Raw genomic sequence first — 16,289 nt, forward strand, 5'->3', positions numbered from 1 at the left:
TTAAGGAAATAAAAATTAACAATAGCATTTAAAATCAATGACTTATCTGAATTAATCGATTCCGGCTCGGGCACCACAAGATCGTGCGGTGAAATGGTTAACATTTTTTCCCACTAAAGTTTGTGCTGGATCAAGCTTTACCCAGCTTCCGCTCACTCCAATGCGATCTGTCAGGCTAATGTAGTCGTCATGAAAGGACTTTCCTCATGACAATGACACAAGACGCAACACGTTCCACCTTTTCCAACTGGTTGCCCTCGACGGGCACCTGGTTTAAATACCTCAATATTCTTGGCCGCTCCCTTTCGCCTATTGTGCAGGGTGGGATGGGAGTCGGTATTTCTGCGCATAGACTGGCAGGTGCCGTCGCCCGCGAGAATGCGATGGGGACGATTGCCAGTATTGATCTGCGCCACCATCATCCTGATTTGCTCGAAGAGTCTGAAAAAGTCCGCGATCGTGACATCATTGATCGGGTGAATTTGATCGCCCTTGACCGCGAAATCAAGGCTGCTCTCGCGCATGCCGACGGCAAGGGTCTGATCGCAGTCAACGTGATGAAAGCCGTGCGTGATCATGCGGCGCTTGTGCGTCAGGCCTGCGAAAGCGGGGCGCATGCGATTGTTATGGGGGCGGGCTTGCCGCTCGATTTGCCTGAAATGGTCGCTGATTATCCTAAAGTCGGCTTGATCCCGATTTTGTCCGAGTCCCGCGGCGTCGCGATCGTAATGAAAAAATGGCTAAAAAAAGGGCGTCGTCCGGACGCCATCGTCATTGAGCACCCCGGTCATGCAGGTGGTCATTTGGGTGCGGTCAAGATTGAAGACATCCACGCAGAGCGCTTTGAATTTGAACGCGTGATAGCAGAGTGTCAGGATCTGTTTCTGGAGCTAGGTCTTGGGCGAGATGTCCCGCCACTGATTCTGGCCGGTGGTATTGATAGTCATGAAAAAGTCCGTCACTGGCTGCATGCAGGTGCTGATGCCGTTCAGCTCGGAACGGCCTTCGCCGTGAGCGAGGAGGGCGATGCTCACATCGACTTCAAACAGGTGTTGCTTGGGGCCACTCCCTCAAAAATGGTTGAGTTGATGAGTGTTGCAGGCTTGCCTATGCGCGCAGTTTCAACCCATTGGTTACGTCAGTACCAGCGGCATGAGCCAAAGATGCAGGCCGCTGCCAAAGCCGATCCCAGGCGTTGTTCGCAGCGGATGGACTGTCTGACTCAGTGTGGTTTGCGGGACGGAAACAGTAAAGCGGGACAGTTTTGTATCGACCTCAAACTTGCAGCGGCTCTGAAGGGCGATGTACAGAAAGGATTGTTTTTTAGAGGTGCCGGCCGTCTACCGTTTGGGGATGCCATTCGACCGGTTAAAGATTTGATTGAATACTTACTGCACGGATATACATGTCAAACGCCAGCTTAGCTACCGTCGATTTTGACCCCGCGCTCATTGCTCAGCATGATCGTAGCGGTCCGCGCTATACCTCTTATCCCACAGCGGATCGTTTTACTGAAGGCAATGCTATCCAGGCCTATCTCGATGCTTTACAGGCCAGACAAACAGAGCGACCCGAGGCAGACTTGTCGCTCTATGTGCATTTACCCTTTTGCGATACGGTTTGCTATTACTGCGCCTGTAACAAGATCGCGACCAAAGATCGGGCGCGTGCGGATACGTATCTCGATTATCTCTCCAAGGAAATTTGGCTGGTCCGTAAACGCTTTACCAAGATTCCGCGTGTCAGCCAATTGCACCTTGGAGGAGGTACGCCCACCTTTCTGACAAACGAGCAGCTTGAGCGTTTGATGGGGTTGCTGAAAAGCTCTTTTACCTTCACGGAACATGCGGAGTGTTCAGTCGAGATTGATCCCAGGCGATTAAACGAAGGGACGCTGGCGCTTTTGGCGCGACATGGCTTTAACCGAATGAGTATAGGTGTTCAGGATCTCGATCCTGTGGTGCAAAAGGCTGTGAATCGAATCCAGCCCGCCGAGGTCACGGAGCGTGTCATGGCCGAGGGAAGATCCCTGGGATATCGTTCCGTCAATATTGATTTGATTTATGGCTTACCCAAGCAATCCGTCGACACCATGCAAGCGACGTTGACCACAGTCTTGCAATGGCGTCCGGATCGTATCGCGCTCTACAGCTACGCCCACTTGCCTGAGCGTTTTATGCCTCAACGCAGGATCGAGTCAGCGGATCTGCCGATGCCTGCTGTAAAGCTTGCGATGCTTAAACTCGCCGTCACACGTTTACTCGCGGCTGGGTATATCTACATTGGCATGGATCATTTTGCCTTGCCAGAAGACGAGCTTGCCAAAGCATTAGTGGCAGGCACGTTGCAGCGTAATTTCCAAGGCTATGCGACGCAGGCAGATTGCGATCTGATTGCATTAGGTGTTTCTGCGATTAGTCGAATTGGCAATGTTTATGCTCAAAATCATCGTGTGCTGGAGGAGTATTACGCCGCGCTTGATCGCAAAGAGTTGCCATTGTCCAAAGGTTTGACGATGACCACGGATGATCTGCTCCGGCGTGCGGCCATTCATGACTTGTTGTGTCAATCTGAAATCATCATCCCAAGATTTGAGGCGCAATGGGAGATTGATTTTGAACATTATTTCGCTCCAGAGCTTGAGCAGCTGGAGCTGCTTGCCGAAGATGGACTGATCGAACTCAGCGCGCAGCGGATTGGCATCACGCCCAAAGGACGTTTTCTGGCGCGCATTGTTGCGATGAGTTTTGACCGGTATTTACGCGAAGCCAAAACAACTGCGCGTTACTCCAAGGTTATTTAAGGCTGTTGCGCCACCCAGGAACCAGACTTGCCGCCATGCTTTTCCAGTAGCTTCACACCATCGATCACCATCCCACGGTCGATGGCTTTGAGCATATCGTAAATCGTAAGCAAAGCGATCGACGCTGCAGTGAGTGCCTCCATCTCTACGCCGGTACGACCGACAGTCTCTGAGGTGGCTGTGCATGTGACGGAGGAGCTCGTTGTTTCCGGGACAAAATCAACCGTGACGCGTGTGAGCGGAATCGGATGACAAAGAGGAATCAACGCGCCGGTTTGTTTGGCCGCCATGATGCCAGCCAGGCGGGCCACACCCAGTACATCGCCTTTTTTGGCATCACCCTGTAGGAGTTTGGCAAATGTAGCGGGCTGCATCGTGATGCGACCCGTGGCGATGGCCCGCCGGTGAGTTTGTTCTTTGGCAGATACGTCAACCATATGTGCCTGGCCACTCGCATCAAAGTGCGTGAGATCTTGAGTCATGAAGGATTCCGATGAGAGTTCAAGGACTCAGGTGTATTGAAATTGGCAAAAGATGCGGCATGATCAAACATGACAGGTAGGGCTTTGATCGTGTCGAGCCATGCGTGCACTGCGCTGTGTCCGGCATCGAGTTGCTTGCCAAGAGAGGCAGCCACAGACGGCTTCATGAGACAACACAAGGACTGAGGTCCTTCAGAAGTTGTTGCATACGCAGCGAGAGCCTCGGGATTGTTTGATAAGGCCTCTTGAAGACTTTCGAACAAATTAGCAGGTAGCAAAGGCGTATCGCAAGGTATGACGAGCAAGTTATTTTTTTTGCAACGCATGAGACCTGCTTCGATGCCTGCGAGTGGGCCGACAAAATTAGATCGCTCGTCTGATACAACCGTATGACCGGTTTGTTGGTACGCATCCACATTGCGGTTCGCACTAATGAGAATCCGCGCGGGTGGCGGGGTTTGTTTTGAAAGTACCGAGAGAGCATGCTCGACCAGCGGCAAGCCCTCCCACATCACCCATCCCTTGTCTTTGCCGCCGAGTCGAGTACCACGACCGCCCGCGAGGATTAAAGCATCGTAGGCTTGTTTCATTTCCATCGCGCAGCGGCCTTGTCATCACTGTCTCGAGCCTCGATCCAGCGTGGTCCATCGGGAGTAAATTCTTTTTTCCAAAAGGGTGCTTCAGTTTTTAAGTAGTCCATGATGAAGTGGTTGGCTTCGTAGGCATCCCCTCGATGTGCGCTGGCGGTCAACACCATAACGATTTGGTCTCCGGGGTACATTTTTCCGATGCGATGAACGATGCGAGCGGCTTGCAAAGTCCACCGTTTGGCAGCTTCATCCAAAATTTTACCTAAGGACTTTTCTGTCATGCCTGGATAGTGTTCAAGCTCAAGCGCGACCACATCATCAGCTAGGTTGAGATCGCGCACAGTCCCGACAAAAGCGACGACAGCACCGATTCCCTTGTCGTTTGCCAACAGCTCGGCATACTCATGGCCAAGTTCAAAGTCCTCTTGCTGGACAGCAACGCTAAAACGACTTTTCATTCAGCCTCCAGTAACAGGTCTGAAAATCGCAAGCTCCGCACCTTCGGTCAAAGGTGTGTCCAGAGCGATCATTTCCTGGTTCATCGCCACGCGAAAAGCTTGAGAACCATCAAAGGTTTCTGCCCAGATTCCGCCTCGCAAAGAGAGGTGTTTGATCAGGTCATGCGCAGTTTTGACAGAGGCGGGCGTCTGAACGATCTCGGAAGGCACGCCAAATTTTTCTCTTAACTGAGCAAAATAAAGTATGTTGATTTGCATGATCTTTGGCTCTTTGTTTGCTTAGTAAAGGAGTTCAGAGAGAGCCAGATAGCGCAAGACATCGCCCCGTGCAATTTTTGTTTCGGGCGCAAGATCAACCAGGCCATCTGCCCAGGCCAGACTGCTCATGACCCCCGAGCCTTGATTGGGCCATAAATCGAGCACGGGTGTGCCCGTCGATGACGTCGAAATTTTGACGCGCAAAAACTCGCGACGACGATCTGGTTTGGGCCATTCAAAATTCGCGGTCGCAGTCAGATATTTCAGTGCTGTCTCGCTCGCACCCATGCGTTTAAGCAAGAAGGGCCTTGCCATTAATAAAAAGGTCACAAAAGCGCTCACCGGATTGCCGGGCAGTCCGATAAAGTCAGCCTGACCAACGCGCCCATAGGCAAGTGGTTTGCCAGGCTTCATGGAAATTTGCCATAAGTCGAGGCTGCCAAGCGCCATCACTGCCGCTTTAACATGATCTTCTTCTCCAACGGACACACCGCCACACGTGATGATGACGTCATTTTCGCTTGCGGCCCGGCTGAGCGCCTCACGTGTTGCCTGCGCCGAATCGCGCACAATTCCATAGTCTTTGACTGTGCATCCCAGCTGAGCGAGCAGGCCATTGATGGCATAACGATTGCTGTTGTAAATCGCTCCCGGCGCAAGGGTTTGACCGGGTTCCGTCAGCTCGTCGCCAGTAAAAAAGACGCCGACTTTCAAGGGTTTGAATACCGTGACGTTTGCGACGCCAATCGAAGCGAGCATTGCTAATTGCGGAGCACCTAAACGCTGACCTGTGGCCAGTACCAGACTGCCCGCGGCAATATCCTCACCCTTGCGACGGATGTGTTGACCAAGCTCGACAGGGTGTGTGAGCGTGATCAATCCCTCGCTCTCTACTGTATTTTCTTGAGGCACCACGATGTTGGCGCCCTCGGGGATCGGAGCGCCCGTAAAAATTCGCGCTGCGGTGTTAGGAGCGAGTAACGTACCTGTTTGTCCTGCAGCGATACGCTGAACGACCGGAAAACGTTCCGGCAAGGACTGAATATCTTGCGCATGGAGTGCGTAGCCATCCATGGCCGTGTTATCAAAGCCTGGGACATTGATGGGAGAAGAAATCGGCTGCGCGAGAGGGCGGCCGAGCGCAGCGAGCAGCGGCAGTGTTTCAGTGGCTTGAAGGGGCGTGGCATGCGCCAACAAAGTTTGGCGTGCGTCTTCAAAGTTCAGGAGGTTGGCTCTGGGTTTCATACTGATACGTTTTGGTGAGACTGATTCCAGACTTTAACCTACCTGCACGGAAGCATTAACCCCCAGTTTGGGACATAAAGCGGATAATTTTTGTGGGGGCTTCTCGGAACTCATGCCGCTCGGGTTTCAACTCGATACCCTCGCGCAAAGTCTGCTCGAGCTCGGCATCTGTGATGCCTGCGCGCAGCAAGGGCCTGAGCTCGACTTTTTCTTCTTGACCCAAACATAAGTAGAGTGTGCCATCGACGGATAAGCGCACCCGGTTACAGGTTTCACAGAAGTGTTGGCTAATAGGTGTAATCAGACCGATTTGTCCGCGGCCATCTGCCGTGCGCCAGTATCTCGCCGGACCGCCACCCATTTCTTTGATTTCAGGAATGAGGTCGAAGCGTTCACGCAAACGTTCCAATACAGGCCCGAGTGGTGTGTAGCCCGAGGCAAGGCCGGTGCTTCCCATCGGCATGGTTTCAATCAAGCGCAAAATAAATCCGCGATTGATACAGAACTCCGTCATCGCTTCGACTTCGTGCGCATTGACGCCAGGCATCACCACCATATTAAGTTTGATGGGTGAAAAGCCGTGTTGTTCGGCGGCATCCAGTCCAGCCATCACATCATCCAGGGTGTCGCGTCCGGTAATTTGCGTGACACACTCACGATTCAGACTATCCAGACTGATATTCAGGCGAGTCACGCCCGCCGCACGTAAAGCCGCAGCATGTTTTGGGAGTTGTGTGCCATTGGTCGAGAGTGAGAGGTCCCGAATGCCGGGCAGGGCGCTGATACGTGCGGCAAGCTCAGGCAAATTCCGTCTCAACAGAGGCTCCCCGCCCGTCAAGCGGATACGCGAGGTCCCCAGCCGAGCAAAGGCACCCACCACACGCTCGATCTCGTCAAAGGTCAGCCAGTTTTTGGGCTCCTGATAGCCTTTAAAACTTTTAGGCAGGCAGTATGTACACTTCATGTCGCAACGATCGGTCACAGACAGGCGCAGGTACTCAATGCTTCTGCCAAAGCGGTCGATTAAAGGTGCAGATGTTTGCGTCATAAAAGTTATATCCGGCAAAACATAACGAGTTTTCTTAATGTACTCTCATTTTGAATGGGAATGATCAACTAGCCCTTCTAACAACTTGGGTATAGGCGCTTTTAACCAAGCCTTTTAAGGTATGGTTCTTATAACTATATGTTTTTATTGAATTTTAGGTGTGAGCGTGAATATATACTGGGGTGCCTTATTCGCAGCGGGTCTATTTGAGATTGGTTGGCCACTTGGCTTGAAAATCACCGCGATCCCGGGAATGAAGATCTGGGGGATTGTCTTGGCCATCATCAGTATGGCGTTGAGTGGGGCACTGCTCTGGTTTTCCTTGCGCGGTATCCCGATCGGTACAGCCTACGCAGTCTGGACCTCGATCGGTGCAGTCGGCACGTTTACAGTCGGCGTATTCTTTTTTGGAGATCCGAGTTTGCCCATCCGATGGGTCGGTATCGCTTTTATTGTGATGGGTGTGACGATGTTGAAACTGGGTTGAGCAAGTCCGCCTTATTCTTTTTTATGACAAACATGTCATTAAACTGATTCCCTCATGAAAGGATGATTCATCTATCGTCATGGCATGAGAGATATGTCACAGAAATTGGAGCTCGACAGATGAGTGTGCAGATGAAAAGCATGGTGCCCGAACAAATGTTGACTAGACGCTCGATCCTATTAGGGTTGCTGGCGCTAAGCGCGATCCCCCTGCATGTGCAGGCTCAGCAAAAGGTCGTCATCAATGTTTGGAAAGACCCAAACTGTGGTTGCTGCGCAGACTGGATGGATCATCTGCAAAACAATGGGTTTGTGACCAAGGTGGCGGATACGCCGCATCAGGCAAAGCGTATGCAACTAGGGATTCCATCAAAATATGCGTCTTGTCATACTGCGGAAGTTCAGGGATATGCCATAGAGGGGCATGTTCCGGCAGCTGATATCAAGCGGTTACTTCAGGAGCGTCCCTCAGCATTGGGATTGGCAGTTCCCGGTATGCCAATTGGCTCTCCCGGGATGGATGGTCCTGCTTATGGGGGCAAACGAGAGGCTTATAACGTCTTGCTCATCCAAAAAGACGGCACGTCTAAGATTTATAGCTCTTACTAATTGTTTTCGTGAGTTTTTGGCTCTTCATCATTAAGGGGGGACAAGGGTATTCATTAAACTAGTTTTTGCGAAGAACGGGTTTAATGGAGGTAATACCGATGTCCCCAATTGATTCTATCCTAGGACTGCCAGGTGTAGTCATTCAGCGGGTGGAGAGAAGGAAGAGTATTCATGTCTGGGCCAGGCCGTCTGAGCGGCCATCCTGCCTGCACTGTGCCAGTGACGCCCTGCGGATCAAAGCCACCCACCGGCGCACACTCAAGCACACCCGCCAAGCCAATCAGATCATGGTGCTGCACCTGAGTGTGCCCAAGTATCACTGCAAAACCTGTCACCGCTACTTTCGACATCGTTTTGCAGGCATTCGCCCAAGGTTGCGTGCGACAGAGTCCTATCGGCTGGAGGTCTTTGAGGCGCATGATGGGGGTGTCACCCAGCGCAAGCTCTCCATGACCCACCGAGTCAGCAGTGCGACTGTGGAGCGCTGGTATCAGCACCACCTCAAGCAACGCCTGTCCGAGCTGTCAGGCAGGACGTGCCCCAGGGTACTGGGCATCGATGAGCACTTCTTCACCCGTAGAAAGGGCTACGCGACCACCCTGGTGGACTTGAAGAATCACAAGGTGTTTGACGTGGTGCTGGGGCGCTCCGAAGCCAGTCTGAGGCAGTATTTAAGCCGATTGCCAGGGCGTGATCAGGTGCAGATCGTGGTTATGGATCTGTCTGAGACCTACCGTCAGATCGTGCGTAAATACTTTCCGAATGCCAAGATCGTGGCAGATCGGTTCCATGTCGTGAGGCTGATCAACCAGCACTTCCTCAAGCTCTGGCAGCTGCAGGATCCAGTCGGCAGAAAGAACCGGGGATTGCTCAGCCTGATGCGACGGCACCAGTGGAACTTGAGCAAGGCACAGAAGGTCAGGCTCACGGAGTATCTGGAGCGATACCCTGTTCTCAAGGCGCTTTACTTCGCCCGGCATCGCTTAAACAAGCTGATGTCACTGAAGACACTCAATGCCAAGCGAGCGAAGCGATTCATTCCCAGATTGATGGAGCTGCTCGGGCAGCTGGTTCGAAGTCCAGCCAAGGCGCTGGCTGATACCATGCTGTCCTGGATTGAACCCATTGTTCGAATGTGGCGGTTCTCCAAGACGAACAGCATCACGGAGGGTTTCCACAATAAAATGGAGATGATTTCCAGACGAGCGTATGGGTTTCGGAATTTTGAGAATTACCGCATCAGAGTCTTGGCTCATTGCGGTTGGAACGGCGTAATTAACCGTGTTTGGTGAATGCCCATCCCCCCTAAATGGAGTAGAGCCAATGCCCATCCCCCCTAAATGGAGTAAAGCCAGTTTTTGGCGGAAGCGGTGAGATTCGAACTCACGGAGGGCGTGAACCCTCGCCGGTTTTCAAGACCGGTGCCTTAAACCACTCGGCCACGCTTCCATATAGAAGGGCTGAATCATAAACGATTTAGCAAGATTTTTCCTGCGGATTGGCGACGCACCCCCTTTAGATTAGGCAACAGGATACAATCATGGGTTTGCTGCTCTCTCATTCATCGCTCAAAATGACTGCATCACGCACTCGACTCGTACTTGGTAACTGGAAAATGCATGGCAATCTGGCCGAAAACGCCAAGTTGCTGACCGCGTTGTTGGCTGCTCCAAGGACTGCATCCTCCACGCAGATGGGGGTCTGTGTTCCCTTTCCTTATCTTGCACAGACTGCGCAATTGTTGAAAGGCTCATTGATTGCTTGGGGTGCTCAGGATATTAGTGTGCATGCCCATGGTGCCTACACCGGCGAGGTTTCTGGTGCGATGCTCAATGATTTTGCATGCCGTTATGTACTAGTTGGTCATTCGGAGCGTCGAGCGATGCATGCTGAATCGGATCAGCTTGTAGCCGACAAGGCTGCAGCAGCGCTCAAAGCCGGGATGACGCCCGTCGTCTGTGTGGGAGAGTCTCTGTCCGAGCGCGATGCAGGTCAGGCCGTAGCTGTGATCGCACGCCAGCTTGCACCTGTTTTGGCACTCGGCGCGGATGCAGTCAATAAAATGGTGGTTGCCTATGAGCCAGTTTGGGCGATCGGTACAGGTCGCACAGCCTCTCCCGAGCAGGCCCAAGAAGTGCATGCGGCGATTCGTGCGGCACTCAAGGGCATTGGTGCTGAAAAAATACAGATTTTGTATGGTGGTAGCGTGAAAGCGGCAAATGCCGCCAGTTTGTTTGCCATGCCTGACATCGACGGTGCGTTGGTCGGTGGGGCGTCTTTAGTTGCAGAGGATTTTCTGGCTATTGCTGCCTAGGGCAGTGCCGGCCTAGAGTCTTCCTCTCTATTTAGTTTTCGGAGCGTTTCAATGTCTTGGATGTTTAATCTTCTGCTTGTTGTGCAGATCCTGTCTTCACTAGCCATTATTTCTCTCGTGCTGCTCCAGCAGGGCAAGGGTGCAGACATGGGTTCGGCTTTTGGTAGCGGTTCGGCGGGCAGTTTGTTTGGTGCCACGGGCGCCGCAAACTTCATGTCGCGCGCAACCAAGTGGGCGGCCGTTGTGTTCTTTATTTCAACGATCGGCTTGGCCTATGTGGCCAATCGCGGCAACACAGGACAAGACACGGGCATCATGCAAAACTTTACGCAGACGCCTCCAGTTGCACCGCCTGCAGGTTCAGCAGTCCCAGGTGTTGCGCCGTCTGCACCCACAGCACCGACAGTGCCAGCCGTCCCTGGCGTTTCAGGTGTTCCGGGCGTAGCGCCTGCAGCCCCCTCAGCCCCTGTTAATGCAGTACCTGGTGTGCCGAGCGCACCTGCGGTTCCCGCAGTGCCCGCCACGCCTTCTGTTCCAGCAGCGCCCCCCGCACCTTCTGCACCTGCTGCACCCGCAGCTAATTAAAGGGCTGGCCGACACGTCAAAGATTGTGGCGCCGTGCTACAATCTTTGGCTAATCAAGACCACATAAAAAGCCGACGTGGTGAAATTGGTAGACACGCTATCTTGAGGGGGTAGTGGCGAAAGCTGTGCGAGTTCGAGTCTCGCCGTCGGCACCATAAAATGTCTTGCAAGTTTTCATATCTTGAATATCTTGCACACCCCACAAATCTTGCATACTTTGCACAGCCCGCTTTTCTTTCACAGCTGCTTTCCTCATTCGGCCGCTTTCCTTTTACGCAATTACCCAAGCCCAGAACTTTTAGGTATATTGTGCCTACGTACACGCTCGGGCGAAAAAACCTGACGCAAGATCACTTATTACAAACCAAGAAGGACTGAATAATGAAAATTCTCGTCGCCACAGATGGCTCAAAAAATGCGATGCGCGCTGTGAAGTACGCAGCAGACTTGTTGAAGAACAGTACCGACAAGTCCAAGAGCCTCTCGCTGATCAGCGTACATGATGATGCAGGCCTTCGTCATGCCAAAGCGTTTGTGGGTAAAGAGGCGGTTGCCGACTATTTACGCGAATTGAGCGAAAAGGAGCTCAAGCCAGCAATGAAGTTTTTGAACGAGCAGGGAATCAAGCACAATATGGTGATACTCACCGGCAACGCTTCTCAGGAAATCGTCGCTGAAGGCCAAAAGGGCAAGTACGACATGATCGTGCTGGGTTCCAAAGGGCGAAGCGCGATCGCTGATATGTTGTTGGGCTCAGTTGCTCAGCGCGTGTTGACTCAGGCTAAGCAGCCAGTCGTATTGGTGAAGTAATGTTGGCAAAGAATGGATGGTGAGGTAATCCCCGTCCTTCCTTATTAACCTAGTCAGACAGGAGTTTAGAAAGATGGTGTAAATCATCTCTTTACTCCAGTGCCCCAAAGTTACTCAAAGGACGAGCCGAAATATTTGTTTCCGGCTCGTTTTTTTTTTGAAATCGCCTCGAAATGCCCGATTTTGGCTCATTTGCGCTGTTGTGCCGTTGCCACAGAAAGCAGGGCGTAAACCCCCTGTTTTTAACTGAAATCCTTAGTATTGTTGCGACAACCCAACATAAATGACCCTATATGCATCTTTTCTGTCTGGTTTCATAGCCATGGCCGCCGATTTTTGATGCAATAGCGTCAACTTCCCTTAGCGGAGTTAGGGGGGCGGCAAACAAATAGTTGTTTGTTGCTCTTGTCACTCAAATCTACGGAGATTTCTTAAATGAAAAAGACTCTGCTCGCCGCCGCCCTGTTAGCCGGCTTTGCTGGTGCCGCTTCGGCCCAATCATCAGTAACTTTGTACGGTATTATCGACGGTGGTTTGCGCTACCAGAACATCAGCTTTGCAAATGGCAGCGGCCTTTCAAACTTTGGCGCAGCCTACGGTACGCAGTCAGGTAACCGTTTTGGTTTGCGTGGCGTGGAAGATCTCGGCGGTGGTAACCGTGTGTTCTTCCAGTTGGAAAACGGCTTCAATTTAGGTAACGGCACGATGGAGCAGGACGGTCGTATTTTCGGTCGTGCAGCTTGGTTCGGCGTTGGCAACAACTCCTGGGGTGATGTTCGCCTGGGTCGCATGACCAACCTGACATCAGACTGGATGGTCGGTTCGTTTGACCCGTTCGCAGCAGGCTTCGGTCAGCTCAACATGGGCCACGCTTTCACATCGGGTAACACTGTTCGTCTGAGCAACACCTTGATGTACCGCACACCAACAATGAGCGGCTTCCAAGCTGGTATCGGTTACTCCTTTGCAACTGGCTTGAGCTCGAACGGTGCTTCAGCTGCTGCATTCGGTACAGCGACCGGCTACAACTTCGAAACTTCGAACAACACACGTCAGTTGACGATCGGTGCTAAGTACGCTAACGGCCCAATCTTGGTTGCTGCAACATACGAAAAAGCCTACGCTGCTAACACGAACGTTGCCCAGGGCGGCCAGACAATCAGCAACTGGAACATCGGCGGTTCGTACGATTTCAAAGTTGTGAAGATTGCTGCTGCTTACGGCCAGACACGTGACGGCTTCTGGGCTGGTTCCGGTGCCGGTTCAACTGGTGCTCAGTTGGCTACAAACTTGTCGGGTAACAGCGCCCTGGTGTTTGCACCTAGCGTCGGTTACAACTCCTACATCGTTGGTGGCACAATTCCTGTGAACCCAGTTTCACGTGTTCTGTTGTCATGGACTTTGATTACACCTAACGGCAATATGCAGGATCTGGGTGCATCTAACCAGAACTCCTACAACTTGGGCTACACATACGACTTCACCAAGCGTACAAACCTGTATGCTTACATCGGTACAAGCCAGAACTACGCAACAGTTGATACTGCCAAGAGCACTGTTGTTGGTGTCGGTATGCGTCACGCATTCTAAGCAACGGCTTAGAATGGCAGCCTGACTTCGGTTAGGTTGTTTCAAGTTAGTTAGTATTAAGCGAGCCACTCTTTTGAGTGGCTCGCTTATTTTTTAGCAGGTCTTTCCGGCTGAAACTCTAGTGCAGGATGCTACAATCATAAAGTTTTGTTCAACAGCCGGAAACGTTCGATGAATCTGGAACAATACTTTCCCGTTTTATTATTTATTGTGGTGGGCACGTTGATTGGCTTTGCGCTGATTACTGCGGGCTCGCTGATCGGCCCTAATCGTCCGGATGCGCAAAAACTCTCACCCTATGAGTGTGGTTTTGAGGCCTTTGGTGACGCACGCATGAAATTTGACGTGCGCTATTACCTAGTAGCAATTCTTTTCATTTTGTTTGATCTTGAAATTGCATTTTTGTTCCCTTGGGCGATTGCAAATGGCGCGGTAGGTATGGTTGGTTTTGTAACGGTCATGATTTTTCTGGCTGTCCTGACCGTTGGTTTCATCTACGAATGGAAAAAAGGCGCGCTCGATTGGGAATAACCCACTTGATGCAGAGAGACACCTATGGCTATTGACGGTATTCTGAAACAAGGCTTTGTCACCACGAGTGCTGACAAATTCATCAATTGGGCTAAAACAGGTTCAATGTGGCCCATGACGTTTGGACTGGCCTGTTGTGCGGTCGAGATGATGCATGCTGGTGCTGCGCGTTATGACTTGGACCAGTTCGGTATTATTTTCCGACCCAGCCCACGTCAGTCTGATCTGATGATTGTTGCCGGTACGCTTTGCAACAAGATGGCACCCGCCTTGCGCAAAGTATACGATCAGATGCCTGAGCCTCGTTGGGTGCTTTCAATGGGGTCTTGCGCCAACGGTGGTGGCTACTATCACTACTCCTACTCGGTTGTGCGCGGCTGTGACCGCATTGTTCCGGTCGATGTTTATGTGCCAGGCTGTCCGCCTACTGCAGAGGCACTTGTATACGGCCTCTTGCAGATGCAAAACAAAATTCGTCAGACCAACACAATCGCACGTTAAATCAAATACGTTGAGTCATCCTTTAATGAGGATACCTCAGCGGTTGAATCAGGCTTAAGACATGTCCAGGCTAGAAAACCTGCAACAACAATTGATCACACTGTTCGGTGAGCAGGCAAAGATCACTTTATCGACAGACGAGATCACGCTCGAGATTTCAGCAGAGCAGTGGCAGTCTTCTTGTCAGCGCTTGCGTGATGAACCAGGCTTGAACTTTGAAACCTGTATAGATCTGTGCGGCATTGACTACATGACTTACGGCGCAGGTCGTGTGGGCGAAGTGCCTGCCTCAGCGGTCGTGCCGGCGGCGCGTTTCGCGGTGGTCGCACACTTGCTCTCGATCAAGCACAATTGGCGCTTGCGCGTGCGCACCTATGCGATCAATGCTGAGTTTCCAGTACTGGACTCCCTTGTTGAGGTTTGGCCGTCTGTGAATTGGTTTGAACGTGAAGCGTTCGATTTGTTTGGCATCGTCTTTGAGGGCCATCCAGATCTGCGTCGTATTTTGACGGACTATGGATTCATCGGCCATCCCTTCCGCAAAGATTTCCCAATTTACGGAAATGTCGAGATGCGTTACGACCCCGAGCAGGGGCGTGTGGTGTACCAGCCTGTGACGATTGAGCCGCGTGAAGTCATTCCGCGTGTGATTCGCGAAGACGGCTATGGAGTAGGGCGCTAATCATGGCAGAAATAAAGAACTACACCCTGAACTTTGGTCCTCAGCATCCGGCCGCGCACGGAGTGTTGCGCCTTGTGCTTGAGCTTGATGGCGAAGTGATTCAACGGGCTGATCCGCACATTGGTTTGCTCCACCGTGGCACGGAAAAGCTTGCCGAGCATCGCACGTTCTTGCAGGCCTTGCCTTACATGGATCGTCTCGACTACGTCTCGATGATGTGTAACGAGCATGCCTATGTCATGGCCATCGAAAAAATGATGGGTGTGACGGTGCCAGTCCGTGCGCAATACATTCGCGTGATGTTCGATGAAATCACCCGCTTGCTTAATCACCTCATGTCGCTTGGCTCCCATGCGCTTGATGTGGGTGCAATGGCGGTGTTTTTGTATGCGTTTCGCGAGCGCGAAGATTTGATGGATTGCTACGAGGCAGTGTCTGGTGCCCGGATGCATGCCGCCTACTACCGTCCCGGCGGCGTCTATCGCGACTTGCCAGATGCGATGGCCCAGTATGGTAAATCCAGCCAGTACCGCTCAGCGAAAGACCTCAAGGCGATGAACGATGCGCGTTCTGGATCCTTGCTTGACTTTATCGAGGACTTCACCAATCGCTTTCCCGCTTGTGTGGATGAGTACGAGACCTTGCTGACTGATAACCGGATCTGGAAGCAGCGTCTGGTAGGTATTGGTGTGGTTGATCCTGAGCGCGCAAAAGCGCTTGGCTTTACTGGGCCCATGCTGCGTGGATCAGGTGTGGCCTGGGATCTGCGCAAGATGCAGCCTTACGAGGTCTACGATCGCCTGAAATTTGATATCCCAGTGGGTGTGAATGGTGACTCCTACGATCGTTACTTGGTCCGTATCGCAGAAATGCGTGAAAGCAATCGCATCATCGCGCAATGTGTGCAGTGGCTGCGTAACAACCCCGGTCCGGTGATGATTGACAACCACAAAGTGTCTCCGCCGCATCGCACGGGGATGAAGTCCAACATGGAAGAGCTGATCCATCACTTTAAGCTCTTCACCGAAGGCTTCCATGTCCCGGCTGGTGAGGCGTATGCCGCTGTTGAACACCCAAAGGGCGAGTTTGGTATTTACATGGTGTCCGATGGGGCGAACAAGCCCTACCGTCTGAAGATTCGTGCTCCTGGTTTCGTGCATTTGCAGGCGCTTGACGAAATGTCTCGCGGCCACATGATCGCCGATGCTGTCACGATCATCGGCACTCAGGATATTGTTTTCGGCGAAATCGACCGCTAATGCTCATTGCGCTTTGACTGTGCTACCACCGGATTTAA

At 52.1% G+C, this 16,289-nt stretch carries 20 protein-coding genes and 2 tRNA genes; 14 read left to right on the top strand and 8 right to left on the bottom strand.

The features are described from left to right. Positions 1–212 precede the first annotated feature (212 nt). Positions 213–1,424, top strand: a complete 1,212-nt coding sequence (locus tag QWY27_RS05490; RefSeq protein WP_290195848.1) for an NAD(P)H-dependent flavin oxidoreductase — start codon at positions 213–215, stop codon at positions 1,422–1,424. Further along, complete coding sequence (gene hemN, locus QWY27_RS05495) at positions 1,406–2,803, top strand: oxygen-independent coproporphyrinogen III oxidase (protein WP_290195523.1); 1,398 nt, start codon at positions 1,406–1,408, stop codon at positions 2,801–2,803. Before QWY27_RS05490 ends, hemN begins: the two co-directional genes overlap by 19 nt. Here the strand turns inward: hemN and moaC are convergent. Genes moaC through moaA form a run of 6 tightly spaced genes read right to left on the bottom strand, consistent with a single transcriptional unit; the run spans position 2,800 to position 6,884 of the window. Then, positions 2,800–3,285 (bottom strand): cyclic pyranopterin monophosphate synthase MoaC, encoded by a 486-nt coding sequence (gene moaC / locus QWY27_RS05500; protein ID WP_290195525.1) that lies wholly within the window; start codon positions 3,283–3,285, stop codon positions 2,800–2,802. The two genes, hemN and moaC, sit on opposite strands and share 4 nt — an antisense overlap. Next, complete coding sequence (gene mobA, locus QWY27_RS05505; protein WP_290195527.1) at positions 3,282–3,881, bottom strand: molybdenum cofactor guanylyltransferase MobA; 600 nt, start codon at positions 3,879–3,881, stop codon at positions 3,282–3,284. Before mobA ends, moaC begins: the two co-directional genes overlap by 4 nt. Next, on the bottom strand, positions 3,872–4,333 hold the full coding sequence (moaE, locus tag QWY27_RS05510; RefSeq protein WP_290195529.1) for a molybdopterin synthase catalytic subunit MoaE: 462 nt from the start codon (positions 4,331–4,333) through the stop codon (positions 3,872–3,874). The genes mobA and moaE overlap by 10 nt, the downstream gene beginning before the upstream one ends. Then, positions 4,334–4,591: a molybdopterin converting factor subunit 1 gene (gene moaD, locus QWY27_RS05515; RefSeq protein WP_290195531.1), complete on the bottom strand. Its 258-nt coding sequence runs from the start codon at positions 4,589–4,591 to the stop codon at positions 4,334–4,336. 21 nt (positions 4,592–4,612) lie between these two features. Continuing rightward, positions 4,613–5,836, bottom strand: coding sequence for a molybdopterin molybdotransferase MoeA (locus QWY27_RS05520; protein ID WP_290195533.1), 1,224 nt, complete (start codon positions 5,834–5,836; stop codon positions 4,613–4,615). Positions 5,837–5,891: 55 nt separating this feature from the next. After that, positions 5,892–6,884, bottom strand: a complete 993-nt coding sequence (gene moaA / locus QWY27_RS05525) for a GTP 3',8-cyclase MoaA (protein ID WP_290195536.1) — start codon at positions 6,882–6,884, stop codon at positions 5,892–5,894. Positions 6,885–7,050: 166 nt separating this feature from the next. Between moaA and QWY27_RS05530 the strand changes: the two genes are divergently transcribed. Both QWY27_RS05530 and QWY27_RS05535 read left to right on the top strand, forming a co-directional pair. Further along, positions 7,051–7,371, top strand: coding sequence for a DMT family transporter (locus QWY27_RS05530; protein WP_290195537.1), 321 nt, complete (start codon positions 7,051–7,053; stop codon positions 7,369–7,371). Positions 7,372–7,490: 119 nt separating this feature from the next. Continuing rightward, positions 7,491–7,979: a DUF411 domain-containing protein gene (locus QWY27_RS05535; protein WP_290195539.1), complete on the top strand. Its 489-nt coding sequence runs from the start codon at positions 7,491–7,493 to the stop codon at positions 7,977–7,979. 119 nt (positions 7,980–8,098) lie between these two features. Here QWY27_RS05535 and QWY27_RS05540 read toward each other — a convergent pair whose 3' ends face one another. Beyond that, positions 8,099–8,278 carry a hypothetical protein gene (locus QWY27_RS05540; protein WP_290195874.1) on the bottom strand — a complete coding sequence of 60 codons (180 nt, stop codon included), beginning with the start codon at positions 8,276–8,278 and terminating at the stop codon, positions 8,099–8,101. Between QWY27_RS05540 and QWY27_RS05545 the strand changes: the two genes are divergently transcribed. Then, entirely contained in the window at positions 8,213–9,271 is a 1,059-nt protein-coding gene (locus QWY27_RS05545) for an ISL3 family transposase (protein WP_290195850.1), read from the top strand. The genes QWY27_RS05540 and QWY27_RS05545 overlap by 66 nt on opposite strands. Positions 9,272–9,338: 67 nt before the next feature. Here QWY27_RS05545 and QWY27_RS05550 read toward each other — a convergent pair. Next, a tRNA-Ser gene (locus tag QWY27_RS05550) sits at positions 9,339–9,428 on the bottom strand. A gap of 91 nt (positions 9,429–9,519) precedes the next feature. Here QWY27_RS05550 and tpiA point away from each other — a divergent pair. The 9 genes from tpiA (at position 9,520) to QWY27_RS05595 (ending at position 16,251) form a co-directional block, all read left to right on the top strand. After that, positions 9,520–10,293: a triose-phosphate isomerase gene (gene tpiA, locus QWY27_RS05555; protein ID WP_435433449.1), complete on the top strand. Its 774-nt coding sequence runs from the start codon at positions 9,520–9,522 to the stop codon at positions 10,291–10,293. A 51-nt stretch (positions 10,294–10,344) separates the two neighbouring features. Continuing rightward, complete coding sequence (secG, locus tag QWY27_RS05560; protein WP_290195541.1) at positions 10,345–10,878, top strand: preprotein translocase subunit SecG; 534 nt, start codon at positions 10,345–10,347, stop codon at positions 10,876–10,878. 70 nt (positions 10,879–10,948) lie between these two features. Beyond that, a tRNA-Leu gene (locus QWY27_RS05565) sits at positions 10,949–11,033 on the top strand. Positions 11,034–11,259: 226 nt separating this feature from the next. Next, positions 11,260–11,688: a universal stress protein gene (locus tag QWY27_RS05570; protein WP_290195544.1), complete on the top strand. Its 429-nt coding sequence runs from the start codon at positions 11,260–11,262 to the stop codon at positions 11,686–11,688. A gap of 435 nt (positions 11,689–12,123) precedes the next feature. Continuing rightward, entirely contained in the window at positions 12,124–13,278 is a 1,155-nt protein-coding gene (locus tag QWY27_RS05575) for a porin (RefSeq protein ID WP_290195546.1), read from the top strand. Between the two features lie 171 nt (positions 13,279–13,449). Next, entirely contained in the window at positions 13,450–13,809 is a 360-nt protein-coding gene (locus QWY27_RS05580) for an NADH-quinone oxidoreductase subunit A (RefSeq protein WP_290195548.1), read from the top strand. A 24-nt stretch (positions 13,810–13,833) separates the two neighbouring features. Beyond that, the gene (locus QWY27_RS05585; RefSeq protein WP_290195550.1) at positions 13,834–14,310 is read left to right on the top strand and encodes a NuoB/complex I 20 kDa subunit family protein; all 477 of its coding nucleotides are present in this window, start codon (positions 13,834–13,836) and stop codon (positions 14,308–14,310) included. A gap of 61 nt (positions 14,311–14,371) precedes the next feature. Next, positions 14,372–14,992, top strand: a complete 621-nt coding sequence (locus QWY27_RS05590; RefSeq protein ID WP_290195552.1) for an NADH-quinone oxidoreductase subunit C — start codon at positions 14,372–14,374, stop codon at positions 14,990–14,992. Between the two features lie 2 nt (positions 14,993–14,994). Continuing rightward, positions 14,995–16,251, top strand: a complete 1,257-nt coding sequence (locus QWY27_RS05595; protein ID WP_290195554.1) for an NADH-quinone oxidoreductase subunit D — start codon at positions 14,995–14,997, stop codon at positions 16,249–16,251. Positions 16,252–16,289 lie beyond the last annotated feature (38 nt).

It is taken from the genome of Zwartia vadi, assembly GCF_030410375.1.
Classification (GTDB): domain Bacteria; phylum Pseudomonadota; class Gammaproteobacteria; order Burkholderiales; family Burkholderiaceae_B; genus Zwartia; species Zwartia vadi.